This is a genomic window from Flavobacterium sp. 2755 (assembly GCF_031455715.1).
Lineage (GTDB): Bacteria > Bacteroidota > Bacteroidia > Flavobacteriales > Flavobacteriaceae > Flavobacterium.
Genome location: NZ_JAVDTG010000005.1, coordinates 120,718 through 146,744 on the forward strand (window position 1 = coordinate 120,718; position 26,027 = coordinate 146,744).

Annotated in this window: 25 protein-coding genes; 24 read left to right on the forward strand and 1 reads right to left on the reverse strand. The window is 31.5% G+C overall.

Translation table 11 applies throughout. The annotated features are described in order from the left end of the window. Position 1: 1 nt before the first annotated feature. The 11 genes from ykgO (at position 2) to ctlX (ending at position 9,316) form a co-directional block, all read left to right on the forward strand. Complete coding sequence (gene ykgO / locus J2Y38_RS13240) at positions 2–118, forward strand: type B 50S ribosomal protein L36 (RefSeq protein WP_002987490.1); 117 nt, start codon at positions 2–4, stop codon at positions 116–118. A gap of 2 nt (positions 119–120) precedes the next feature. Further along, a complete protein-coding gene (gene rpsM / locus J2Y38_RS13245; RefSeq protein ID WP_089055322.1) occupies positions 121–495 on the forward strand; it encodes a 30S ribosomal protein S13 in 375 nt (124 codons plus the stop codon). A gap of 8 nt (positions 496–503) precedes the next feature. Then, positions 504–887, forward strand: a complete 384-nt coding sequence (rpsK, locus tag J2Y38_RS13250; RefSeq protein WP_012022477.1) for a 30S ribosomal protein S11 — start codon at positions 504–506, stop codon at positions 885–887. A gap of 89 nt (positions 888–976) precedes the next feature. Next, positions 977–1,582 (forward strand): 30S ribosomal protein S4, encoded by a 606-nt coding sequence (gene rpsD, locus J2Y38_RS13255; protein ID WP_029272055.1) that lies wholly within the window; start codon positions 977–979, stop codon positions 1,580–1,582. A 21-nt stretch (positions 1,583–1,603) separates the two neighbouring features. Then, the gene (locus J2Y38_RS13260; RefSeq protein ID WP_008464329.1) at positions 1,604–2,596 is read left to right on the forward strand and encodes a DNA-directed RNA polymerase subunit alpha; all 993 of its coding nucleotides are present in this window, start codon (positions 1,604–1,606) and stop codon (positions 2,594–2,596) included. Positions 2,597–2,632: 36 nt separating this feature from the next. Continuing rightward, positions 2,633–3,124, forward strand: a complete 492-nt coding sequence (rplQ, locus tag J2Y38_RS13265; protein WP_053470833.1) for a 50S ribosomal protein L17 — start codon at positions 2,633–2,635, stop codon at positions 3,122–3,124. A 241-nt stretch (positions 3,125–3,365) separates the two neighbouring features. After that, positions 3,366–4,484: a glutamine-hydrolyzing carbamoyl-phosphate synthase small subunit gene (gene carA / locus J2Y38_RS13270; protein WP_309843279.1), complete on the forward strand. Its 1,119-nt coding sequence runs from the start codon at positions 3,366–3,368 to the stop codon at positions 4,482–4,484. Positions 4,485–4,586: 102 nt separating this feature from the next. Further along, complete coding sequence (eno, locus tag J2Y38_RS13275) at positions 4,587–5,879, forward strand: phosphopyruvate hydratase (protein WP_053470835.1); 1,293 nt, start codon at positions 4,587–4,589, stop codon at positions 5,877–5,879. A gap of 156 nt (positions 5,880–6,035) precedes the next feature. Further along, positions 6,036–7,313 (forward strand): citrate synthase, encoded by a 1,278-nt coding sequence (locus tag J2Y38_RS13280; protein WP_309843283.1) that lies wholly within the window; start codon positions 6,036–6,038, stop codon positions 7,311–7,313. Positions 7,314–7,376: 63 nt separating this feature from the next. Further along, positions 7,377–8,291, forward strand: coding sequence for a dimethylarginine dimethylaminohydrolase family protein (locus J2Y38_RS13285; protein ID WP_180861035.1), 915 nt, complete (start codon positions 7,377–7,379; stop codon positions 8,289–8,291). Positions 8,292–8,380: 89 nt separating this feature from the next. Then, positions 8,381–9,316, forward strand: coding sequence for a citrulline utilization hydrolase CtlX (gene ctlX, locus J2Y38_RS13290; RefSeq protein WP_309843289.1), 936 nt, complete (start codon positions 8,381–8,383; stop codon positions 9,314–9,316). 79 nt (positions 9,317–9,395) lie between these two features. On the opposite strand, the gene J2Y38_RS13295 is transcribed toward ctlX, so the two are convergent. After that, positions 9,396–10,022, reverse strand: a complete 627-nt coding sequence (locus J2Y38_RS13295; protein WP_256636081.1) for a MarC family NAAT transporter — start codon at positions 10,020–10,022, stop codon at positions 9,396–9,398. 151 nt (positions 10,023–10,173) lie between these two features. Here J2Y38_RS13295 and J2Y38_RS13300 point away from each other — a divergent pair, with 151 nt between their 5' ends. The 13 genes from J2Y38_RS13300 to J2Y38_RS13360 all read left to right on the forward strand — a co-directional run bounded on the left by J2Y38_RS13300 (position 10,174) and on the right by J2Y38_RS13360 (position 26,026). Next, on the forward strand, positions 10,174–10,539 hold the full coding sequence (locus J2Y38_RS13300) for a CoA-binding protein (RefSeq protein ID WP_056200582.1): 366 nt from the start codon (positions 10,174–10,176) through the stop codon (positions 10,537–10,539). A gap of 145 nt (positions 10,540–10,684) precedes the next feature. After that, positions 10,685–11,305, forward strand: a complete 621-nt coding sequence (gene recR, locus J2Y38_RS13305) for a recombination mediator RecR (protein WP_256636080.1) — start codon at positions 10,685–10,687, stop codon at positions 11,303–11,305. Positions 11,306–11,375: 70 nt separating this feature from the next. Beyond that, positions 11,376–12,164: a polysaccharide biosynthesis/export family protein gene (locus tag J2Y38_RS13310; RefSeq protein WP_309843298.1), complete on the forward strand. Its 789-nt coding sequence runs from the start codon at positions 11,376–11,378 to the stop codon at positions 12,162–12,164. 16 nt (positions 12,165–12,180) lie between these two features. Next, a complete protein-coding gene (locus tag J2Y38_RS13315) occupies positions 12,181–14,631 on the forward strand; it encodes a polysaccharide biosynthesis tyrosine autokinase (protein ID WP_309843300.1) in 2,451 nt (816 codons plus the stop codon). Between the two features lie 10 nt (positions 14,632–14,641). Continuing rightward, entirely contained in the window at positions 14,642–15,625 is a 984-nt protein-coding gene (locus tag J2Y38_RS13320) for an SDR family oxidoreductase (protein ID WP_309843302.1), read from the forward strand. 22 nt (positions 15,626–15,647) lie between these two features. Beyond that, entirely contained in the window at positions 15,648–17,039 is a 1,392-nt protein-coding gene (locus tag J2Y38_RS13325) for a UDP-glucose 6-dehydrogenase (protein ID WP_309843306.1), read from the forward strand. Between the two features lie 86 nt (positions 17,040–17,125). Further along, positions 17,126–17,590 (forward strand): UpxY family transcription antiterminator, encoded by a 465-nt coding sequence (locus J2Y38_RS13330; protein WP_309843309.1) that lies wholly within the window; start codon positions 17,126–17,128, stop codon positions 17,588–17,590. A 328-nt stretch (positions 17,591–17,918) separates the two neighbouring features. Beyond that, the gene (locus J2Y38_RS13335) at positions 17,919–19,202 is read left to right on the forward strand and encodes a nucleotide sugar dehydrogenase (RefSeq protein ID WP_309843312.1); all 1,284 of its coding nucleotides are present in this window, start codon (positions 17,919–17,921) and stop codon (positions 19,200–19,202) included. A gap of 29 nt (positions 19,203–19,231) precedes the next feature. Further along, positions 19,232–20,239 (forward strand): mannose-1-phosphate guanylyltransferase, encoded by a 1,008-nt coding sequence (locus tag J2Y38_RS13340; protein WP_309843314.1) that lies wholly within the window; start codon positions 19,232–19,234, stop codon positions 20,237–20,239. A gap of 6 nt (positions 20,240–20,245) precedes the next feature. Next, the gene (gene rfbB, locus J2Y38_RS13345) at positions 20,246–21,292 is read left to right on the forward strand and encodes a dTDP-glucose 4,6-dehydratase (RefSeq protein WP_309843316.1); all 1,047 of its coding nucleotides are present in this window, start codon (positions 20,246–20,248) and stop codon (positions 21,290–21,292) included. A gap of 51 nt (positions 21,293–21,343) precedes the next feature. Further along, positions 21,344–23,734 (forward strand): SLBB domain-containing protein, encoded by a 2,391-nt coding sequence (locus J2Y38_RS13350; protein ID WP_309843319.1) that lies wholly within the window; start codon positions 21,344–21,346, stop codon positions 23,732–23,734. A gap of 9 nt (positions 23,735–23,743) precedes the next feature. After that, positions 23,744–24,814, forward strand: a complete 1,071-nt coding sequence (locus J2Y38_RS13355; protein WP_309843322.1) for a Wzz/FepE/Etk N-terminal domain-containing protein — start codon at positions 23,744–23,746, stop codon at positions 24,812–24,814. A 24-nt stretch (positions 24,815–24,838) separates the two neighbouring features. Beyond that, positions 24,839–26,026, forward strand: a complete 1,188-nt coding sequence (locus tag J2Y38_RS13360; RefSeq protein ID WP_309843324.1) for a UDP-N-acetylglucosamine 4,6-dehydratase — start codon at positions 24,839–24,841, stop codon at positions 26,024–26,026. Position 26,027 lies beyond the last annotated feature (1 nt).

The following is a 26,027-nucleotide window of genomic DNA, read 5'->3' on the forward strand; positions in this document are numbered from 1 at the left end:
TATGAAAGTTAGAGCATCAGTAAAAAAGAGAAGTGCCGAGTGCATTATCGTGCGTAGAAAAGGAAGATTGTACGTGATAAACAAAAAGAATCCTAGATTTAAACAAAGACAAGGATAATTATGGCAAGAATAGCAGGGGTAGATATCCCAAAAAACAAGAGAGGTGTTATAGCACTTACCTACATCTTCGGATTAGGAAAAAGTAGAGCTATTGAGATTTTAGAGAAAGCTCAAGTTAGCCAAGATAAAAAAGTTCAAGATTGGAATGATGACGAGATCGGAGCAATTCGTGAAGCTGTTGGAGCATTCAAAATTGAAGGAGAGTTACGTTCTGAAGTTTCTTTGAACATCAAACGTTTAATGGATATTGGTTGTTATAGAGGTATTCGTCATAGATCTGGTCTTCCATTAAGAGGTCAAAGAACTAAAAACAACTCTAGAACTAGAAAAGGTAAAAGAAAAACTGTTGCTAACAAGAAAAAAGCAACTAAATAATAAGTAATATGGCTAAAGCAACTGCAAAAAAACGTAAAGTTATCGTTGAATCAACGGGTGAAGCTCATATTTCTTCGACTTTCAACAATATTATCATTTCTTTGACAAATAAGAAAGGTGAAGTTATTGCTTGGTCTTCAGCTGGTAAAATGGGTTTCAGAGGTTCTAAAAAGAATACTCCGTACGCAGCTCAAATGGCAGCAGAAGATTGTAGTAAAGTAGCTCTTGAGGCAGGACTTAAAAAAGTAAAAGTTTATGTAAAAGGACCAGGAAACGGACGTGAGTCTGCTATCCGTTCTATTCATAACGGTGGAATTGAAGTTACTGAGATTATCGATGTTACTCCAATGCCTCACAACGGATGTCGTCCTCCAAAAAGACGTAGAGTTTAATACTCAAAAATTATAGTATAACCTAGATTGAAAATAGATTATCGAAGGATAAGACCTGAATTCATAATCTCAATCTTAAACAATTCAAAATGGCAAGATATACTGGTCCTAGCACAAGAATCGCTCGTAAATTTGGCGAGGCAATCTTCGGAGATGATAAGTCTTTCGAAAAAAGAAATTACCCACCTGGACAACACGGGATGGCTAAAAAAAGAGGAAAAAAATCTGAGTACGCTGTTCAGTTAATGGAAAAGCAAAAAGCTAAATATTCTTATGGAATTTTAGAAAAACAATTCAGAAATTTATTCGAAAAAGCATCAGCTACTAAAGGAGTTACTGGTGAAGTTTTATTACAACTATGTGAAGCAAGATTAGATAATGTTGTTTTTAGAATGGGAATTGCTCCATCTAGAAGAGGTGCTCGTCAAATAGTATCTCACAGACACATTACAGTAAACGGTGAAGTTGTTAATATTCCTTCTTACCACCTTAAGCCTGGTGATAAAGTTGCAGTTCGTGAAAAATCTAAATCTTTAGAGGCTATCGAGCGTTCTTTATCAAATTCAAGTCATGTTTATGAATGGATTACTTGGAATAATGATCTTAAAGAAGGAACTTTTGTTTCTGTACCTGCGAGACTTCAAATTCCAGAAAACATTAAAGAACAATTAATCGTAGAGTTGTACAACAAATAATAATTGACTTAGTCGAAATTTATGGCAATATTTAATTTTCAAAAGCCCGATAAAGTTATCATGATCGATTCAACCGATTTTGAAGGTAAATTCGAATTTAGACCTTTAGAACCTGGTTATGGATTGACAGTTGGTAATGCACTTAGAAGAGTTTTGCTTTCAGCGTTAGAAGGTTATGCAATTACATCTGTTCGTATCGAAGGTGTAGATCATGAGTTTTCTACTATTTCAGGTGTTGTTGAAGATGTTACCGAAATTATCCTTAATCTAAAGCAAGTACGTTTCAAACGTCAGATAGAAGATATCGATAATGAATCAGTTACAATTTCTGTTTCTGGTAAAGATCAATTAACAGCAGGTGATTTTCAAAAATTTATCTCAGGTTTTCAAGTTTTGAATCCAGACCTTGTTATCTGTAATTTAGATTCTAAAATCAAATTGAACTTCGATTTAACAATCGAAAAAGGTAGAGGATACGTTCCTGCTGAAGAGAACAAAAAACAAAATGCTGCAATTGGAACGATTTTTACAGATTCTATTTTTACTCCGGTAAAAAATGTAAAATATGCAATCGAAAATTTCCGTGTAGAGCAAAAAACAGATTACGAAAAATTAGTTTTTGAAATCAAAACTGATGGATCTATTAATCCAAAAGATGCTCTTACTGAAGCTGCTAAAGTTTTAATTCACCATTTCATGTTGTTTTCTGATGAAAGAATTACACTTGAGGCTGACGAAATTGCACAAACAGAATCGTATGATGAAGAGTCATTGCATATGAGACAATTGCTTAAAACTAAGCTTGTTGATATGGATTTATCTGTAAGAGCATTAAATTGCTTGAAAGCGGCTGAAGTTGATACACTTGGTGATTTAGTATCGTTCAATAAAAATGACCTAATGAAATTCCGTAATTTTGGTAAAAAATCTTTAACTGAACTTGATGAACTTGTTGCAGTTAAGAATTTAACTTTCGGAATGGATTTAGCTAAATACAAACTAGATAAAGAATAATTCAATCCCGCTTGCGGGATTAAATTTAAAATAGCAATGAGACACGGAAAAAAATTCAATCACTTAAGCAGACAGACTGGACATAGAAAAGCTATGTTAGCTAATATGGCTTGTTCTCTTATCGAGCACAAACGTATTAACACTACTGTTGCTAAAGCTAAAGCGCTTAAACAATTCGTTGAGCCTTTAATCACAAAATCAAAAGAAGATACGACTCACAATCGTCGTATTGTTTTTGCATACTTACGTAGCAAATATGCTGTTACTGATTTGTTCAGAGATGTAGCTGCTAAAGTAGGAGACCGTCCAGGTGGATACACTCGTATCATTAAAGTTGGAAATCGTTTGGGAGATAACGCTGATATGGCGATGATCGAACTTGTAGATTTCAATGAACTTTACAATGGAGGTAAAAAAGAAGTTAAAAAAGCTAAAAGCCGTCGTGGTGGTAAAGCTAAGAAAGCTGAAGGTACTGCTCCTGAAGCTCCTGCAGCTGAATCAGAATCGACTACTGAAGCTTCTGAATAATTATGAAAGTAATGATTCTATAGAAATCAAGGATAAGCTAATTTTTAGTTTATCCTTTTTTTTTGATTTTTTTTAGAAGAGTAAAATTTAACTTATTTTAGTGTCAAGGTTTTATTTTTATGAATGAAAAATTTAAAAAATCTTGGCAGCACTCTTTTAAAGAAGTAAATTTGCAAAATATCTAATTACAAATGAAACATTAAAGTTTCATAAGACGATTAAAAACAATACAAATTAAAGAATGAAATACACAACACGACAAAGCGCCATTTTATTACTAAGCGATGGAACTATTTTTCATGGTAAATCTATCGGAATCAGCGGTAAAACTTTTGGTGAAGTTTGTTTTAATACTGGAATGACCGGATATCAGGAGATTTTTACAGACCCTTCTTATTTTGGTCAAATTATGGTTGCGACTAATCCGCATATTGGTAATTATGGTGTTAATGATTTAGAAGTTGAATCAGACAGCATCAAGATTGCTGGTTTGGTTTGTAAAAACTTTAGCTTTAATTATTCTAGAGAAGGTGCTTCTGGAAGTTTGGAAGATTACTTTGCTAAACAAAATCTGATTTGTATTTCTGATGTTGATACAAGAGCTCTTGTAAGTTATATTCGTGACAATGGAGCTATGAATGCTGTTATTTGTACAGATGGAACTTCAATTGAAGATTTAAAAAAGGAATTAGCAAACGTTCCTGACATGGAAGGTTTGGAACTGGCTTCAAAAGTATCTACAACTGAGCCTTATTTTGTTGGTGATGAAAATGCAACATATAAAATTTCAGCACTTGACCTTGGAATCAAAAAGAACATTCTAAGAAACTTAGCTAGGAGAGATTGTTATATAAAAGTTTTCCCATACAATTCAACTTATGAAGATTTGAATTCCTTTAATCCAGATGGGTTTTTCTTGTCAAATGGACCTGGAGATCCAGATCCACTATTTGGAGCGATCGAAGTTGCAAAGAAAATTCTAGCAGAGGATAAACCTTTATTTGGAATCTGTTTAGGCCATCAGGTAATTGCTTTGGCAAATGGTGTTCAGACTTATAAAATGTTTAATGGACATCGTGGGATTAACCATCCGGTAAAAAATATTATTACAGGTAAAGGAGAAATTACTTCTCAAAACCATGGGTTTGCTGTAAAGAAAGAACAGTTAGATAATCACCCTGATTTAGAGATTACACATTTACATTTAAATGATGGAACTGTGGCAGGTATGAGAATGAAAAATAAGAATTGTTTTTCAGTACAATATCACCCAGAAGCAAGTCCGGGACCACATGATTCGTCATATTTATTTGATCAATTTGTTGAGAATATAAAACTAGCTGTGTCTAAAACGATGTAGTTAATAAATAAAGGTGTTTAATAAAGAAAATACGTTTTTAATATTAAATATTTTTCTAATTTCGAAAAAAAATCTATAATCTATTAATAAAAAACAAAAATAATGAGTATTATAATTAAAGTTCACGCAAGACAAATTTTGGATTCCAGAGGAAATCCTACTATTGAGGTTGATGTAGTAACTGAAAACGGAGTTTTAGGTAGAGCTGCAGTTCCATCTGGAGCATCAACCGGAGAACACGAAGCTGTTGAATTACGTGATGGAGGTAAGGCTTATCTTGGAAAAGGAGTTTTGAATGCAGTGAACAATGTAAATACTGTTATTGCTGAGGAACTAGTTGGAACTTCTGTTTTTGAACAAAATACAATTGATCAATTAATGATCGATTTAGATGGAACTCCAAATAAATCTAAATTAGGAGCTAATGCTATTTTAGGAGTTTCTTTGGCTGCTGCAAAAGCTGCTGCTAACGAACTTGGATTGCCTTTATACAGATATGTAGGTGGAGTTTCTGCTAATACATTACCTGTTCCAATGATGAATATCATCAATGGAGGTTCTCACTCTGATGCGCCTATCGCATTCCAGGAATTTATGATTTTCCCTGTAAAAGCAACTTCTTTTACACACGCTATGCAAATGGGAACTGAAATTTTCCACAGCTTGAAGAAAGTTTTACATGACAGAGGTTTAAGTACAGCTGTTGGTGATGAAGGTGGTTTTGCTCCAAACTTAGCAGGTGGTACTGAGGATGCTTTAGATACTATCAAATTAGCGGTTGAAAAAGCTGGATATACTTTTGGTGACGAAATTATGATTGCTCTTGACTGTGCAGCTTCTGAGTTTTATGTAAACGGTAAATACGATTATACTAAATTTGAAGGTGAAACTGGAAAAATCAGAACATCTGAAGAACAAGCTGATTATTTAGCTGAACTTGCGGCTAAATATCCAATTATTTCTATCGAAGATGGTATGTATGAAGACGACTGGGATGGATGGAAATATTTAACTGAAAAAATTGGAAATAAAGTACAATTAGTTGGTGATGATTTATTTGTTACGAATGTTGCGCGTTTGTCAACTGGTATTGAAAAAGGAATCGCTAATTCAATCCTTGTAAAAGTAAACCAAATTGGAACTTTAACAGAAACTATTGCTGCAGTAAATATGGCTAAAAACGCTGGTTATACTTCAGTAATGTCTCACCGCTCTGGAGAAACAGAAGATAATACAATTGCTGATTTAGCAGTTGCTTTAAACTGTGGACAAATTAAAACAGGTTCTGCTTCTCGTTCTGATCGTATGGCAAAATACAATCAATTATTAAGAATCGAAGAAGAGTTAGGAAGTACTGCTTATTTCCCTGGATTAAACGCTTTCAAGATCAAATAATCGTAAGAGTTATATGTTGAAAAGAAACCATTCGTGTTAACGAATGGTTTTTTTTTGGAGTTTTAACAAATTCATAGCAGGATTCTTTTTTTAGTTAGTCTTAAATTCCTTAGATTTGATAAATTATTATTTTATAGAATTATTTCCGATTATATTATGTCAAAAATAGCTACATTAGAAGTAGATGGTCAAAAAATTGAGCTTCCGGTAATCACAGGAAGTGAAAATGAATCAGCTATCGATATTAACAAATTACGTGATTTAACAGGTATTATTACAATTGATCCGGGATATAAAAACTCTGGATCTTGTAAAAGTGAAATCACTTTCTTAGACGGAGAATTAGGAATTTTACGTTACAGAGGATATTCAATCGAAGACTTAGCAGAAAAAGCTAGTTTTTTAGAAGTTTCTTATCTTTTGATTTTCGGAGAATTACCAACAGCTCAGGAATTAGAGCAGTTTGAAAATGGTATTAAAAAACATACTTTGGTAAACGAAGAAATGAAAAATATCATTGATGGTTTTCCAAAAACAGCTCACCCAATGGGAGTTTTATCTGCTTTGACAAGTGCTTTAACAGCATTTAATCCAAAAGCAGTTAATGTAGACAATGAAAAAGAAATGTACGAAGCCATTTGTAAAACAATGGGTAAATTTCTTGTAATTGCTACTTGGACTTATAGAAAATCTATGGGGTATCCATTAAATTATTACGATAACACAACAGGTTATGTAGATAATTTTATGCAGTTAATGTTTAAATTGCCTACAGGACCTTATTCAGCGAATCCTGTTGTAGTTGATGCTTTAGATAAATTATTTATTCTTCATGCAGATCACGAGCAAAACTGTTCAACATCTACAGTAAGAATGGTAGGTTCATCTCATGCTGGTTTATTTGCTTCTATTTCTGCAGGAGTTTCTGCTCTTTGGGGGCCGCTTCACGGAGGAGCTAACCAAGCAGTACTTGAAATGCTAGAGGAAATTAATAAAGATGGTGGAGATACTGATAAATTCTTGGCAAAAGCTAAAGATAAAAATGATCCATTCCGTTTAATGGGATTTGGTCACAGAGTTTATAAAAACTTTGATCCAAGAGCTAGAATCATTAAAAAAGCAGCTAAAGAAGTTTTAGAAACTTTAGGTGTTGAAGATCCGATTTTAGAAATTGCTAAAAAATTAGAAGCAGCAGCTCTTGAAGATGATTATTTCAAATCAAGAAATTTATATCCAAACGTTGATTTCTATTCTGGAATTATTTACAGAGCATTAGGAATTCCAACAGATATGTTTACTGTTATGTTTGCAATTGGCAGACTTCCAGGCTGGATCGCACAATGGAAAGAAATGCGTGAAAATAAAGAACCAATAGGAAGGCCAAGACAAATTTATACTGGACATCCTTTAAGAGACTTTAAGTCTAACAAATAAAAAAACTAAAGCTTTACTTAACTGTAAAGCTTTTTTTATCTTTGTCAAAAATATAATAAAGTTATGTTGCAATTAAATGTAAAGAACGAAACGTCAAGATTGCGTGCTGTAGTTTTGGGTTCAGCCGTTCATAATGGGCCAACTCCTTCATTAGAAGAGGCCTATGATCCTAAATCATTGGAACATATTAAAGCCGGAACGTATCCTATCGAAAAAGATATGGTTGCTGAAATGGATGCTTTTAATGCTGTTTTTCAGAAATACGATGTAACTGTTTATCGTCCTGAAATGATTGAAAACTACAATCAAATTTTTGCCAGAGATATAGGATTTGTAATTGATGATGTTTTCATAAAATCAAATATTTTACCAGATCGTGAACGCGAGTTAGATGCAATTCAATATGTGATTGATCAAATTGATGCAATAAAAGTTGTACGCCCGCCAGAAGAAGTTCACATTGAAGGAGGTGATGTTATGCTTTGGAATGATCATATTTTTATTGGTACATACAAAGGAAGCGACTACAAAGATTATATTACTGCCAGAACAAATATGCATGGCGTAAATTATATTAAAGAATTGTTTCCAAATAAGATTGTAAAAGAGTTTGATTTGGTTAAATCGAAGTTAGAAGCTCGTGACAATGCATTGCATTTAGACTGTTGTTTTCAGCCAGTTGGAAAAGATAAAGGAATCATTTACAAAAGAGGTTTCCGTGAAGAAGCAGATTATTTGTATTTGGTAAATCTATTTGGAAAAGAAAACTTATTTCATATCGAAAGAGAGGAAATGTACAATATGTTTTCGAATGTATTTTCGATTGATAAAGATGTTGTTGTTTCTGAGAAAAACTTTACCCGACTAAATAATTGGCTTCGAGCAAATGGCTTTACTGTAGAAGAAATTCCGTATGCTGAAATTGCAAAACAAGAAGGTTTGTTGAGATGTTCAACTTTGCCATTAATTAGAGACTAAGAATAGTTTTTGGGTTTCAGGTTTCAGATTCAAGTTTTTTACAAGACGTGAAACCTGAAACTTAAAACTTGAAACGAAAAATATAAAAAATGAAACAAACAACAAATGCAATTGTAATGATTCGGCCTGTTGCTTTCAGAATGAATGAGCAGACAGCTGTAAATAATTATTACCAAAAAGTATTAGACGGATTATTGCCAAGTACAGTTAATGCAAAAGCGCAGCAAGAGTTTGATACTTTTGTTGAAAAACTAAGAGCTGTTGGTGTTGATGTGACCGTAATTGAAGATAATTTGGAGACGGATACTCCGGATAGTATTTTCCCAAACAATTGGGTTTCATTTCACGAAAATGGAGATGTTGCTCTTTATCCAATGTTTGCAGAAAATCGTCGTTTAGAACGTCGTGAAGATATTTTAGATACTTTGGAGGAAAAGGGCTTTGAAATTTCTAATATAATGGATTATACATCTGCAGAAGATGATGGTTATTTTTTAGAAGGAACAGGAAGCTTACTTTTAGATCGTGCCAATGCAAAAGCATATTGTGCATTATCTCCTCGCGCTGATGAAGAATTGTTTATTGAGTTTTGCGAAGATTTTGATTATGCTCCGGTAATTTTTGAAGCTTTTCAAACTGTTGATGGGGAACGTAAATTGATATATCATACCAATGTTATGATGTGTTTGGGAGAAACATTTGCGGTTATTTGTGCAGATTGTATCGATGATAAAAAAGAACGTAAAATGGTTCTTGATAATCTAAAAGACGATAAAAAAGAAATTATTATAATTACAGAAGATCAGGTTAATAATTTCGCAGGAAATATGTTGGAAGTTCGAGGAACGAATGATAAAAAATATATCGTTATGAGTGCATCAGCTCATCAAAGTTTAACTCCAAAACAAATTCAACAATTAGAAAAACACGCTGAAATTTTAAGTTCGAGTTTAGATACAATTGAAGCCTGTGGAGGTGGAAGTGCAAGATGTATGATGGCTGAAGTATTTTTGCCAAGAAATTAAAATTAGTCAATAAAATAAAAAAGGGATAGAAACACTAAGTTTTTATCCCTTTTTTATTTTATATAAATGTGGAAACATTTTAAAAATTTCCTTTTATAATATTAACAATCGAACTTACAATATATTGAATTCCGATAGAAATTACAATAAAACCGACAATTCTTGAGATTGCTACAATTCCTGATGCACCTAAAATTCTTGCCAGATAATGTGCGCTTTTTAGAATTACAAATATGACTACAGCTATTGCTAAAATTGCAAGACAAGAAAAAATGATTTCCTCCATTTGATGGTGTTCTTGATAAAATGCAATTAATAAAGAAATAGAACCTGGTCCAGCAAGCATTGGGATCGCTAATGGAGTTAAAGCAATATCATTTCTTTGTTGTACTTCGTTTTCGATTTTTTTATTGATACCTCTTTTTTTATTGAATTTACCAGAAAGTAATGAGAAACCAGAATTAACAATCACAATTCCGCCTGCAATTCGAAGAGCATCAATACTTATTCCGAAAAAAGTCAAAACATATTGGCCAATAAAAAAAGAAACCAATAAGATAATACCAACATTTATGGCAGTCCATAAAGAAATTCTAGAGCGTTCTTTTTGAGAATCATGCTGTGTTAATCCAACAAAAATGGGAACTGTCCCAATTGGGTTTAGTACTGAGAAAAGTGCAGCAAATAGGTAAATAAATAAATCCATATAATATTGGTTAGTGAAGTAAAAATAGTCAAATTTTAATACTTGGATGTAAATTTATATTATCATATTATTTTTTACAGTCAATATTCTAAATCAATAGAATAAATTAAGCTCGCCCTTTTTGACTACTTTTGTAGAATATTCTAATATAATGAAAAATAAAAAAACATTGTTGCTTGGAGCAACCACAAAACCTGATCGTTATGCTTTTAGAGCAATAAATGCATTAACTCAAAAAGGGCATACTGTTCTTGCTATTGGACAAAACACTGGAGAAGTGGCAGGGGTAAAAATTCACACCAAAGCCGTTCCTGTTAAAAATATTGATACAGTAACTTTATATCTAAATCCTAATCGTCAACGTGATTATTATAATTACATTGTTGAAGCACAGCCTAAAAGAGTAATCTTCAATCCCGGAACTGAAAACCCTGAATTATATCAATTATTAGAATTGAACAATATTGAAGTTGAAGTTGCATGTACTTTGGTTTTATTGGCTACGAATCAATATTAGTTTTTTTAGCTAATGATTATATCTTTTATGGCTCCCGAAATCTCGGGATTCCCATAAAAGAATAGTAAGAATATTTAATCTTTTGAATATTGATTTTAGTTGTGGCAAAGCCTGCTATACCATTAAAAGTATTACTTTTGTCGTCATGGAATTTTCATCAAAACTTATTGAAAAAGCGGTTAACGAAATGTCGCAATTACCAGGAATTGGTAAGCGTACAGCATTGCGTTTAGTTCTTCATTTGTTAAAGCAGCCAAAAGAACAAACGGGATTTTTATCACAGGCATTATTAAATATGCGCGAGGATATCAAATTTTGTCAAAATTGCCATAATATATCAGATACAAAGATTTGTGAAATCTGCGCAAATACTAGCAGAAATCATCAGACGATTTGTGTTGTAGAAGATATCCGCGATGTCATGGCAATTGAAAATACGGGACAATACAGAGGGATTTATCACGTTTTAGGAGGTAAAATTTCTCCAATTGAGGGAGTTGGCCCAAGTCAATTAAATATTTCTACTTTAGTTGAGAAAGTAAAATCAGGAAAAGTGGTTGAAATTATCTTCGCTTTGAGTTCTACTATGGAAGGCGATACCACAAATTTTTACATTTATAAACAAATCGCCGATTCAGAAATTGTAATTTCTACTATAGCAAGAGGAATTTCTGTTGGAGATGAATTAGAATATGCTGATGAAATTACACTTGGAAGAAGTATTTTACATCGTGTTCCGTTCGAAAAAACTTTCAAAAGCAATTAAATGCGATCAAATAATATATAGATTTCCTGAAAACTAAAGGAAAAACTATATTTGCGTTAAAATTTTCAAAATGACAAAAAACAGCCTCTATATATTATTGCTGATTAGTACATTATTTACATCATGCATCCCTTTAAATGATTTGGTGTATTTGCAGGATAAAAACACTTCATCTGAACAAAATAATATTGCATCAGTAGAATCTAAACCTTATAGATTGCAAGTAAATGATGTTTTAAGTATTAGTATAAAAGCTATCGATCCTAAATTGGTTTCGATTTTTAATACAACAGAAGCTTCTAGTAGTGGAAAATCTGAATCTTCATTATATTTCGATGGATTTACTGTTGATGACCATGGTAATATCAGAATGCCAATTTTAGGAGAAATTAATGTTATTGGTTATACTTTAGAAGAAGTTCGAATTAAAATAGAAAAAAAACTGCATGAAGAATATTTTAAAAGCGAAGCTAATATTTTTCTTACTGTAAAATTAGCAGGATTTAGATATACGATCAACGGAGAGGTTGGGAGTACAGGAACAAAAACATTGTTTAAAGAGAATGTAAATATTATGGAGGCTATTGCGAATGCCGGTGATATTACCACTGTTGGTAATAGGAAAGCAGTAACTGTAATTCGTCAAACGCCAACAGGTGTGCAAATGAATGAAATAGACCTTACAGATGTGAATGTTATGAAGTCTCCCTATTATTATTTACAGCCAAATGATTATATATATGTCAAGCCTTTAAAACAAAAAACCTGGGGAACTGGACAAACTGGTATACAGTCTATAGGTACCGTTATTACGCTGTTGTCATTGGCAACAACAGTTTATTTGATAATCAGAAATTAAAAATTAATTTATTAAGATGTTAGATATAAAAGATTTTTCCATTTTTGAGAATCATTCAAATTTTGATTTTAAAGGATTTTTATTAAAAATCTTAAGTTATTGGAAATGGTTTCTGGTGAGTTTGATTATTGCTTTTACAATTGCATATCAGGTAAACATTCGAAAAGAAAAAATTTACGGAATGCAGACCATGATTTCTATTAAAGAAGAAAGCAATCCGTTTTTTACATCTAATACGAGTTTAGTTTTTAATTGGGGAGGAATTTCAGATCAGGTAAACGGAATTTCTACCATATTGCAATCAAGGTCACATAATGAATTAGTTGTTGATAAATTGCAATACTATATTGATTATCTTGAACAAGGAAAATATAATTTAATTGATTCTTACGGAGCAGTTCCATTTTATGTTGATATAGATAAAACAAAAGGGCAGCTTGCAAATACTTTAATTAGTGTAAAATTTTTAAGTGAAAATGAATATCAAATTCTAATACCATTTGAAAGTAATTCAGTTTCGTTAATTACTTATTCAACTAATGTTTATAGTAATACTTCTGTACAACCTGCAACATTTATTAAAAAATATAAAGTAGGTGAGCAAGTTTCTCTGCCTTTTTTAAATTGGAAATTACAAATTAATGATAATCCAGGATTTTATAAAGGGAAAGAATATTTTGTAAAATTCAATGATTTTAATGGAACGGTTTCTCGTTATAGAGGGATAAGTGTAGATAGTGATAAAAATGGAGGGTCGCTTCTAACTTTAGGAATGCAGGGAACCAATAAAGCCAGAATGGTTGAATACTTAAACGCAACAGTAAAAATGTTGATAAAAATTCAATTAGATGGTAAAAATCAGTTTGCAACGAATACAATAAGATTTATAGATAGTACACTTGTTGCTATGGAAGCACAGTTGAAACAAACTGGGAATGAGTTGAAAACTTTCAGGAAAGGTAAAAATATTTATGAAATTGAAGGAGGCGGTGCTAAGTTTTCAGATAAAATAATGAATTTCGATGTTGAAAAAGACCAAGTGACACGAAAAATTGCCTATTATAATTCTTTAAGATCTTATTTAAATAATAGTGTCGATTATTCAAGATTACCTGCACCTTCTGTTGCTGGTATAGAAGATCCAAATATTGTTGCAAATGTTTCAAAGCTTATTGCTCTTTCAGCACAAAGATCAGAGATGGCATATGCCGTAAAAAGCGATAAGATTTTTAAAGACTTCGATAATCAAATGCAGGCTGTAAAAAGTGTGTTGTTAGAAAACATAATTTCAGCCAAATCTTCTTTATTATATGATTTATCTTTGGTAAATGCAAAGATTGGCCAAGCTGAAAATACTGTTAAAAAATTGCCTGAAGAACAGCAAGAATTATTAAAGATTCAGAGAAAATACGATTTAAATGACAATATTTATACTGAGTTTCTTCAAAAACGAAATGAAGCAGAAATTGTAAAAGCTTCGAATTTGTCAGATATTCATTTTATTGATTCTGCAAAAGACATTGGCGGAGGATTGATAGGGCCAAAAACTTCTGCAAATTATATTTTGGCGCTGTTTTTGGGGATTTTAATTCCTCTTATGTTTGTAATTGCAATTTTCTTTATTAATAATTCAATTCAAAATACTGAAGATATTAGTAAATTGACCGAAATACCAATAATTGGAGTAATAGGAGTTAATAAAGATGCAGTAAGTTTAGCCGTTTTTGAGAAACCAAAATCTGCTCTTTCAGAGGCATTTAGAGGTATACGTTCTTCATTACAATTTTTATATAAGAGACAACAGCTTCATGGTTCAAAAACTTTAATGATCACTTCATCTATAAGTGGTGAAGGAAAGACATTTTGTTCTATTAATATTGCCACAGTTTTTGCGTTAAGTGAAAAGAAAACTGTCATCGTTGGTTTGGATTTAAGAAAACCAAGATTAGCAGATGAATTTTCTTTAACAAATAAACAATTAGGAGTTGTTAATTATTTAATTAAGCAAAACACTTTGGATGAAATTACAAATTCAACACAAATTACAAATCTTGATGTAATACTTTCTGGGCCAATTCCTCCAAATCCATCTGAATTAATTCTAAGCGATGCAATGAAAGAATTAATAGATGAATTAAAACAAAAATACGATTATATAATTCTAGATACACCACCAGTTGGTTTAGTTTCAGATGCTTCAGAACTTGTTCAATATGCTGATGTTACTTTGTATATTGTTAGGCAGAATTATACGAAAAAAGATATGATAACGTTGCTGAATAATAAAGTTAAAAGAGGAGAATTGAATAATACAAGTATCGTCTTTAATGGCTTTGAGAATAAAGCAAAGTATGGAGCTACGTATGGATATGGATATGGTTACGGAGCTTATTCGAATGGATATCATGAAGAAGAGAAACAAAGCGGACTTTGGAACTTGATCTCTGGTAAATTTAGAAAAAGATAATTTTGAACAAATGAAAATTTCAAATCAAAATACAATACTAATTACTGGTGGAGCAGGCTTTATTGGTTCCAATCTGTCAGAATATTTTCTGGGATTAGGTCATAAAGTAATTTGTTTAGATAATTTTTCTACTGGTCATCATCATAATTTAAAGGATTTTATAGAGAATCCAAACTTTAAATTAATTGAAGGTGATATAAGAAATATTGAAGATTGTATTTTAGCAGTTGAAGGTGTTGATTATGTTTTACATCAGGCCGCTTTAGGATCTGTTCCAAGATCTATAAATGATCCTATAACAACTAATGAAGTAAATGTTTCAGGTTTTTTAAACATGTTGGTTGCTTCTAGAGATGCAAAAGTAAAACGTTTTATATATGCAGCTAGTTCATCTACATATGGAGATTCTGAAGGATTACCAAAAGTAGAAGACATAATAGGGAAACCATTATCTCCTTACGCAATAACTAAATATGTAAACGAGTTATATGCTGAAATTTTCAGTAAAGCTTATGGTTTAGAAACAATCGGATTACGTTATTTTAATGTTTTTGGAAGAAAACAAGATCCAGATGGGGCTTATGCGGCAGTAATTCCAAAATTTGTTAAACAATTAATGAATAATGAAAGCCCAATAATTAATGGTGATGGAAATTATTCGCGCGACTTTACATATATAGATAATGTAATTCAGATGAATGAACTAGCCATGACAACTCAAAATGAGTCTGCTTTTAATACAGTTTATAATACAGCTTTTGGAGATCGAAGCACATTAAATGATTTAGTAAAATATTTAAAAAAATATTTATCTGAATTTGACCCAAAAATTGCTGATGTAGAGATTATATATGGTGTAAATAGAGCAGGAGATATTCCGCATTCATTAGCAAGTATTGACAAGGCAAAAAGCCTTTTAGGATACAATCCTAAATATTCTCTTCAAGAAGGATTAAAAGAAGCAGTAAGCTGGTATTGGAATAATTTGAAATAAATAAAGATAATAATTATAGTAAATGGAAATTACAAAAATTTGCTGCATTGGAGCTGGTTATGTTGGAGGCCCTACTATGGCCGTAATTGCACAAAAATGTCCACATATTCAAGTTACAGTTGTAGATTTGAATGAACAAAGAATTAAGGATTGGAATGATCCAAATACTGATAATATTCCTATTTATGAGCCAGGACTTGCAGAAATTGTAGCAGAAGCCAGAGGAAGAAATTTGTTTTTTTCAACAGAAGTAGAAAAAGCAATTGACGAAGCGCAAATAATCTTTATTTCAGTTAATACCCCAACCAAAACGTATGGTAAAGGGAAAGGTATGGCAGCTGATTTAAAATATATTGAGTTATGTGCCAGACAAATTGCAAAAGTTGCGAAACAAAATAAAATTGTAGTCGAGAAATCTACTTTACCAGTTCGAACTGCGGAAGCTATAAAAAGCATATTAGATAATACTGGTAACGGTGTACAGTTTCAAATTTTATCAAATCCTGAATTTTTAGCTGAAGGAACGGCAGTTACAGATCTATTAAATCCAGACCGAATTTTAATTGGTGGAGATACAACTCACGAAGGAGAGACTGCAATTAATGCTTTGGTAAATGTTTATGCAAATTGGGTTAATAGAGATAAAATCCTAACGACAAATGTTTGGTCATCAGAATTGTCTAAATTAACAGCTAATGCATTTTTAGCACAACGTATTTCATCTATCAATGCAATGTCTGAATTATGTGAAAAAACTGGAGCAGATGTAAATGAAGTTGCAAAAGCAATTGGAATGGATAGCAGAATTGGGCCTAAGTTTTTAAAAGCATCTGTTGGTTTCGGAGGATCTTGTTTTCAGAAAGATATCTTAAATCTGGTTTATATTGCTAAAACTTATGGATTAAATGAAGTGGCAGATTATTGGGAGCAGGTTATAATTATGAACGATCATCAAAAAAGAAGATTTTCAAATAAAATAGTTCAGACTTTATATAATACTGTTGCCGATAAAAAAATTACTTTTTTAGGCTGGGCTTTCAAAAAAGATACAAATGATACACGTGAATCTGCGGCAATTTATGTAGCAGATGATTTAATAAATGAACAGGCAAAGATTTCTGTATATGACCCGAAAGTATCAAGAAATAAAATGTTAAGCGATTTAGATTATTTAGGAACCAGAACTTCTGATGAAAATATTAATTCGTTAACAATATTTGAGGATGCTTATGATGCTTGTAAAGGGTCACACGCTATAGCAGTATTAACCGAATGGGATGAATTTACAACTTATGATTGGCAAAAAATATATGAATCAATGCATAAGCCTGCATTTGTTTTTGATGGAAGAAATATTCTGGATGCTAAAAAGTTAGAATCAATTGGATTTGTTTATAAAGGAATAGGTTCTTAATGGAATATTCTATTGAGATAAGATTTTAACATGAAGAGAGAAGAGAAGCGGTTGGTTAAGGTTTGTTTTCAATAAAAATAGAAATTATGAATTGGTATGTGATTTATACAAAACCGAAATGGGAAAAAAAAGTTGCTGAGCGACTTACTGAAATAGGAATAGAGTGCTATTGCCCATTAATAATTAAAATAAAGCAATGGTCAGATAGAAAAAAAAAGGTTGAAATGCCGCTTTTTAATTCTTATGTTTTTGTGCAATTATCAGATAGTGAAAGAAATTCTGTGTTTGAGATTGCAGGTGTTGTGAGGTATTTATTTTGGTTAGGAAAGCCGGCAGTTGTCCGTGATGAAGAAATAAATATAATTAAAAACAGCCTAAAATCTCCCAATATTGCGGATGCTTCTGTTTTGCCATTTCATGTGGGGGATAAAATAAAATTAGAATCAGGGGCTTTTAATAATCAAAATGCAATTGTCCAAGAAGTTTCAAACACACATTATATTTTAGTTCTTGAATCTTTAGGATGTGTATTGAAAATTAAATACAAATAAAATTAAATTATTCTATTTCGTCTGGATTAGATTTTTTTAATGTCTTACTTAAATAAACAGAAAATAAAATTTCATTTTATGAGTTTTATTTTCTGTTTATTTTTTTTGTAAATATTTTATTACAATATTGATTATTAGGATATTAGTGTTTGAAATGGCTGTAATTCTTTGTTTTACTAAAGTATTACAAAAAACTATAGTGTATAAATTGACTTTTATGTTATATTTGCCGAAAATAATTTTGCGTAGTCTGGTCTCGTTTTTTGTGACTCAGAAGGGCGAAGCCGTGAATTTTAATGACTGAAAAACTTATAAATAAGGACTGAAATTGGAAAAAAACATAAAGATAGCTGTTATAGGGTTAGGTTATGTTGGCTTACCTTTAGCCAGATTATTTGCGACAAAATATGCTGTTGTAGGTTTTGATATAAACAAATCGAGAATTGAAAGTTTGAACTCTGGTATAGATACTACACTGGAGATAGATTCTAGTACTTTGCAAAAAGTATTAGTCAATAATGCTGATAGTAAAATTGGGTTGTATTGCACAAGTTCTCTTGATGATATTGAACAATGCAATTATTTTATAATTACAGTGCCAACGCCAGTAGATAAAAATAATCGTCCAGATCTTACACCATTGTATAAGTCAAGTGAATCTATCGGAAAAGTATTAAAAAAAGGCGATATTGTAATTTATGAATCAACAGTTTATCCTGGTGTTACAGAAGAACAGTGTGTTCCGGTTTTAGAAAAAATTTCAGGACTTAAATTTAATGAAGATTTTTTTGTGGGTTATTCTCCAGAAAGAATAAATCCGGGAGATAAAGAACATACGGTAGAGAAAATTTTAAAGGTAACTTCTGGTTCAACTCCAGAAATAGGCTTAAAAGTAGATTCATTATATAAATCGGTTATTATTGCTGGAACACACTTAGCACCTTCAATAAAAGTAGCTGAAGCAGCAAAAGTTATAGAAAATTCTCAACGTGATATCAATATAGCTTTTGTTAATGAGCTAGCTAAGATATTCAATTTAATGAATATTGATACTCAGGAAGTTTTGAAGGCCGCTGGTACGAAATGGAATTTTTTACCATTTAAACCAGGTCTAGTAGGAGGTCATTGCATTGGAGTAGATCCTTATTATTTAGCTCAGCGAGCACAGGAATTTGGATATCATCCTGAAATAATTTTAGCAGGACGACGTTTAAATGACAGTATGGGCGAATATGTTGCTTCACAAGTTGTAAAGCTAATGATAAAAAAAGGTGTTTCGGTTAATGGTGCACACCTTTTAATGTTAGGAATTACTTTTAAAGAAAACTGTCCAGATGTTAGAAATACAAAAATAGTAGATGTAATTAGGGCTCTAAAAGAGTACGGGATAGTAGTTACAATATTTGATCCTTTAGCTAGTATCGAAGAGGTAAAAAAGGAATATAAATTAGATACTAAAAATTCTTTGCCAACAGAAAAATTTGATGCTATAGTTTTAGGAGTAGCGCATAATGAATTTTTAAAATTGAATTTTTCTGAACTACAAAAAGAAAGCAGTTTATTATATGATGTAAAAGGAGTTTTAGGGGCACTAGCAGATAATAGACTTTAGTACTTTAAAATCTTGTTTAATTAAAAAAAATGGAAAAAAGTAATTCAATTATACATGTAATTTTGACAGGTGGAGTAGGAAGCAGATTGTGGCCTCTTTCTCGTAAAAGTCAACCAAAGCAATATTTGGAAATTTTTGAAAATAAATCTTTATTTGAGATGACGGTTGATCGTAATAGTCACTTGGCAGATAAAGTAATGGTGGTTGGAAATGTAGATAATCATCATTTGAGTGGAAAAGTTATGGATAAAACTAAAACTGATTATGTAAATATTGTTGAGGCTACTCCAAGGAATACAGCGGCAGCAATTGCTTTTGCTGCGTTTGCTTCAGATCCAGACGATATCTTAATTATAACGCCATCAGATCACATTATAGACAAGATGGATGATTACAATAATGCCATTAAAGAAGCAGTTTTGAAAGCTAAAGATGGTTTTATTGTTACGTTTGGAATTATTCCAACTAAGCCAGAAACTGGCTATGGTTATATTGAATCAAAAGGAGATAAAGTAATATCATTTAGAGAAAAACCTAATGAGACTACTGCAAAAGAATTTATAGCAAGAGGTAATTTTTTATGGAATAGCGGAATGTTCTGTTTTAAAGCAGGTGTACTATTAGATGAATTAAAACAATTTCAGCCAGATGTTTATGAAAAGTCTAAAGCAGTGTGGGAAGCTCATAAAGAAGGTTTTCTTGATTTAGATTTGTCTTTAGAGATTCCATCAATTAGTATTGACTATGCTGTAATGGAGCGCAGTAAAAAAATTAAAGTTGTACCGGCCGCATTTTCATGGTCAGATTTAGGATCATTTGAGTCTGTTTATGAATATTTAATAACAAAAGGACACCCTGTAGATAAAAATGGTAATATGGTTATTGGATGTGACAAGCATACAACTTTTTTAGGGTTGCAAAATACTATATTTGTACATACGAATACTGCGAATCTAATTTTACAAAAGGAAAGCTCGCAGGATGTAAAGGATATATACAGTGAATTAGAAAAACAAAATTCAGATCTCTTAAATTAATTCAAAATGAAAAAAATTCTTATAACTGGTGGGGCTGGTTTCATAGGTTCTCATGTAGTAAGACGATTCGTGAATAAATACCCGGATTATCAAATTTTTAATTTGGATGCTTTGACTTATGCAGGAAATCTTGAAAACATAAAAGATATTGAAGATAAATCAAATTATACTTTTGTAAAAGGAGATATTGTAGATGAAAATTTTATTAATGATCTTTTTTCAAAGCATAATTTTGATGGTATTTTACATTTAGCTGCAGAATCACATGTTGATCGTTCTATTGAAGACCCTTTAGCTTTTGTGAAAACAAACGTAATTGGAACAATGAACCTCTTAAATGCAGCAAAGAATCAATGGAAAGTTAATTTTGAAGGAAAGAGATTTTACCATATCAGCACTGATGAAGTTTATGGATCTCTTGGAACTGAAGGCCTTTTTACTGAATCTACTGCTTATGACCCAAATTCGCCTTATTCTGCTTCAAAAGCTAGTTCTGATCACTTTGTTAGAGCATATGGAGAGACATACGGATTACCATACGTTTTAACAAATTGTTCAAATAACTATGGTTCTTATCATTTTCCTGAAAAATTGATTCCTCTTTTTATAAATAATATTATTAACAATAAGCCTTTGCCAGTTTATGGTGATGGAAATTATACTCGTGACTGGTTATTTGTAGAAGATCATGCAATTGCAATTGATCTGGTTTTTCATGCAGGTAAAAATCACGAAACTTATAACATTGGTGGTTTTAATGAATGGAAAAATATTGATTTAGTTAAACTTTTATGTAATCTAATGGATAAAAAGTTAGGTAGAACAATAGGCTCTTCACAGGAATTAATCACTTATGTTAAGGACAGACCTGGTCACGATTTGAGATATGCAATTGATGCTACAAAAATTAATAGGGATTTAGGCTGGAAACCATCTGTTACCTTTGAGGAAGGCTTAGAGAAAACTATTAATTGGTATTTAAGCAATGAAGATTGGCTTCAAAATGTGACATCGGGTTCTTATAAAGATTACTATCAAAAACAATATTCTTAAAAAAAAGCAATAATTTTATTTATCCAAGACCTAAGGTCAAATTTTAAATATATGAAAAATAGAGTATACGTTCTTATTTTATTATTAGTTTCAATAATATCTTTCAATGCTCATGCTCAAGATATATTAAAGTCCAAAGATTTAAGTACAATAAAAGTTGATTATTTATCTCAGGATCAACTAGCTGAAATTAGTGGACAATTAAAGAGTAATAATATGACTATTGAACAGGTTGAACCTATGGCCTTATCTAAAGGTATGAGCCAGGAAGAATTTGACAAACTCAAAAGTAAGCTTAATAACATGTCAAGTGGTTCAACAAGTAATAATGCAAATAAAGTTGAATCAGGGAGAAATCAGGAAAAGATAATTAATAATAAAGTCAAAGATTCGGCAAACGCTATAATTTTTGGTTCGGAACTTTTTGATAATCCAAATTTAAATTTTGAACCTAATTTGAAATTAGCAACTCCTCTTAATTATATATTAGGCCCTGGAGACGAACTTCAAATTAGTATATATGGGGTTCAAGAATATAATGCTAGTATTCCTGTTAGTGCTGAAGGTAAAATAAGCATACAATATGTAGGGCAAATTTCAGTAGCAGGAATGCCAATTGAAGCGGCTACTCAAAAAATTAAATCAGCAATTTCTAATGTATATAGTACAGTACGTTCAGGACAATCCCAAGTTAGTGTTACTCTTGGCCAGATACGAACTATTAAAATAACTGTAGTTGGAGGAAAACAGCCAGGAAATTACTCTATATCGTCTTTAGCAACTGTATATAACGCTCTTCATTTAGCAGGAGGACCAGGCAAAAATGGAAGTTATAGAAATATCGAACTTATTAGAAATAATAAAGTATTTAGAAATATTGATATTTATAGATTCTTAGTAAAAGGCGACCAGTCTGATAATGTTAATTTAAAAGACAATGATGTTGTACGAATTCCTGCATATAATCAAAGAGTTAAAGTTGAGGGTGAAGTTAAACGTCCAGGGATTTTTGAGATGAAAAAGGGAGAAACTTTTTCTGATTTATTAAATTTTGCATCTGGATTTAATGAGTTGGCATATACGGCATCTGTTAGTGTTGTGCAGAAAACAGGAAAAGAATTTAAAGTTCAGGATATTAATGAAAGTGATTTTAATACTTATATTCCACAATCAGGAGACGTTTTTAGAATTACAAAAATTTTAAACAGATTTGAGAATCGTATTAAAATTGAAGGAGCAGTTTTTAGACCAGATTATTACTCTTTTACCGAAGGAATGAGAATTTCTGATCTAGTTGCTAGAGCTGAAGGGCTGAAAGAAGATGCCTACAGTAAGAGAGCAAGAGTAATCCGTTTAAAATCAGACTTAACTACTGAGATTGTAAATATCGATTTAAGCGCTGCATTAACAGGAGATGTCAATGCAGATATTGAACTAAAAAGAGAAGATATAGTTACAGTTTATTCTATTTTAGATTTTAGAGAAGAATATAAGGTCACTATTGATGGCGAGATTAAAAAACCTGGAGTTTATGAATATGTAGAAAATCTAACATTAAATGATTTAATAGTTCAAGTAGGCGGTTTGACAGGATCTGCGTCTAAACGAGTAGAAGTTGCAAGAATGGTTAAATCAGACGTTATCAATGATAGTGATCCAAAACGAATTGAATTGATCCAGCTTGAAATTTTGTCAGATAATAATGAACAAGCTAAAAATTTTATTTTAAAACCTTTCGATGTTATTAATATTCGTAGAATAGCAGTTTACGAAAAACCTCAGATGGTGACTATTTCAGGAGCAGTAACTTATCCGGGTAAATATGTTTTAGCAAACAAAAAAGAAAAGGTTTATGATATAGTTATGAGAGCCGGAGGTTTAACTTCTATTTCAAACATTGAAGGAATGAAGATAAAAAGACCTATTAAAAAAGAGGAGATAGAGAAGTTAGAAGATATTGATCTAAATTTATCTAAGAACGATTCTTTAAAAGAGAAATTAGTAGATAAAAAATTCGCTACTATTCCTATTAATTGGGAAAAAATCGAAAAAAATAAAAATCATTATTCAAACGTTACTTTATTTCCAGGCGATGAAATTGAAGTTGCGGTTTATAATGAAGGGGTAAAGGTAGCAGGAAATGTGTTATTAACATCAGAAATTCCGTATAGAAGAGGAAAAGGATTTAAATATTATATAAATGCGGTAGGAGGAGTGAACAATAAAGGCTGGAAAAGAAAAGCTTATATAATATATCCTAATGGAAAAGCTGATGTTACAAAATCATTTTTATTCTTTCGTTCATATCCTTCCGTTGAGCCTGATTCACAAATTGTTGTTCCTGAAAAACCTGAAACAAAGAAAATGAGTACAGGGGAATGGGTTAGCATAGGAAGCGTCATTACCAGTTTAGCATTACTAATTGTTACAGCTTTTAAATAGATTATAATAATGGATAGAACAGATATTAAAAGTGACGAAATATCGTTAAGAGATTTAATATTAAAAGTAGGACAATGGTATAATTACTTGTTTTCACAATGGAAAATAATTGTATTAGCAGGTATAGTTGGAGCTTTCCTGGGAGTCACTTATTCCATAATGAAAAAGCCTAAATATACAGCTTCACTTTCTTTTGCATTGGAAGATGAAAAAAGTGGGGGAGGCCTAGGTGGAGCAATAGGTCTAGCGAGTACTTTAGGTTTAGATTTAGGAGGAAATGGTGGAGGAATGTTTTCTGGGGCCAATTTAACTGAGCTCTTTAAATCAAGATCCATGATTGAAAAAACACTGCTATCTCCGGTTAATTTAAATGGGAAAGTTATTTCTTTAGCAGAGATGTATATCGAAAATAATGAATGGAGAGAATCATGGAATAAAAGTGAAAAGTTGAAAAACATTAAATTTTTACCTGGAAAACGAGTAGGATTTAATAGACTGCATGATAGTATCTTAGGTTCAATTTATGAAAATATATCTAAAGGATTAATTGTTGATCAAAAGGATAAAAAGATTTCTATTGTTACAATGGAAGTTTCTTCAACTAATGAATTATTTGCTAAATATTTTTGCGAAAGTTTAGCAAAAGAAGTTGGCGAATTTTACGTTGATACTAAAAGTAAAAAAGCCAGAATAAATATGGATATCCTGGAAAGACAAACAGATTCTATTCGTGGTGAATTAAATGGAGCAATTACAGGAGTTGCAGTCGCAACAGACAATACATTTAATTTAAATCCAGCATTAAATGTTCGAAGAGCGCCTTCTGCCAGACGACAGGTTGATGTTCAGGCTAATACAGCAATTTTGACAGAACTTGTTAAGCAAAGTGAAATGGCAAAAGTTACTTTAAGAAGAGAAACTCCTTTAATTCAAATTATTGACAGGCCAATTTTACCTTTAGCAAAAGAGAGGTTTGGAAAAGTTAAAGGAATCATATTGGGAGGTTTTTTAGCAGGTTTCCTTATGATAATGTTTTTGCTCGTAAAAAAAATTGTAAATAATTTAAAAAACAATATTTAAAAAACAATAATTTAAAATATTATAATGGATATTCTTAATTTAATTGGAAGAAAGAGTGAGATTTTTAAGAATGATATAAAGCATTTTGAAGAAGATTTGAAGAAAATCATCAGTAAATCTAGTTTTTTAATTATTGGAGGTGCTGGTTCAATAGGACAAGCTGTAACAAAAGAAATTTTTCAAAGGAACCCTCTGAAATTACATGTTGTTGATATAAGTGAAAACAATATGGTTGAGCTGGTTAGAGATTTAAGAAGTTCATTTGGTTATATAGATGGCGATTTTCAAACTTTTGCCTTGGATATTGGATCTGTAGAATATGATGCTTTCATTCAATCTGATGGGAAATATGATTATGTATTAAATCTATCCGCACTAAAACATGTTAGAAGTGAAAAAGATCCTTTTACATTAATGAGAATGATAGATGTAAATGTGTTTAATACTGAAAAAACGTTACAGCAATCAATCGAAAATGGCACTAAAAAGTATTTTTGTGTTTCAACAGATAAAGCAGCTAATCCTGTAAACATGATGGGGGCTTCTAAGAGAATCATGGAAATGTACCTGATGCGTAAAAGTCAACAAATTAAAATTTCAACAGCTCGTTTTGCGAATGTTGCTTTTTCAGATGGATCATTATTACATGGTTTTAATCAACGTATCTTAAAAAAACAGCCAATTGTCGCTCCAAATGATATTAAAAGATATTTTGTTACACCTAAAGAATCAGGGGAGCTTTGTTTAATGTCATGCATTTTTGGAGAAAATAGAGATGTATTTTTTCCAAAGTTAAGTGAAAGTCTTCATTTAATTTCTTTTGCTGATATTGCTGTAAAATATTTGGATGAAATAGGCTACAAGCCTCATTTGTGTAAAACAGAAATAGAGGCAAGAGAAAATGTAGAAGATTTAATTAAACAAAAAAAATGGCCCTGTTTATTTACGGAAAGTGATACTACTGGAGAAAAAGATTTTGAAGAATTTTTTACCGATAGTGAAACTTTGGATATGGATCGTTTTGAAAATTTTGGAGTTATTAAAAATGAGGCCATTTTTGATGATCTAAAATTGGAAAATTTTACTGCTCAAATAAAAAGGATGAAAACTGATAAAAGATGGGGGAAGGAAGAAATTGTCAGTATGTTTCATGCCATGATCCCAAATTTTGGACATAAAGAAACAGGTAAATATTTAGATTCAAAAATGTAAT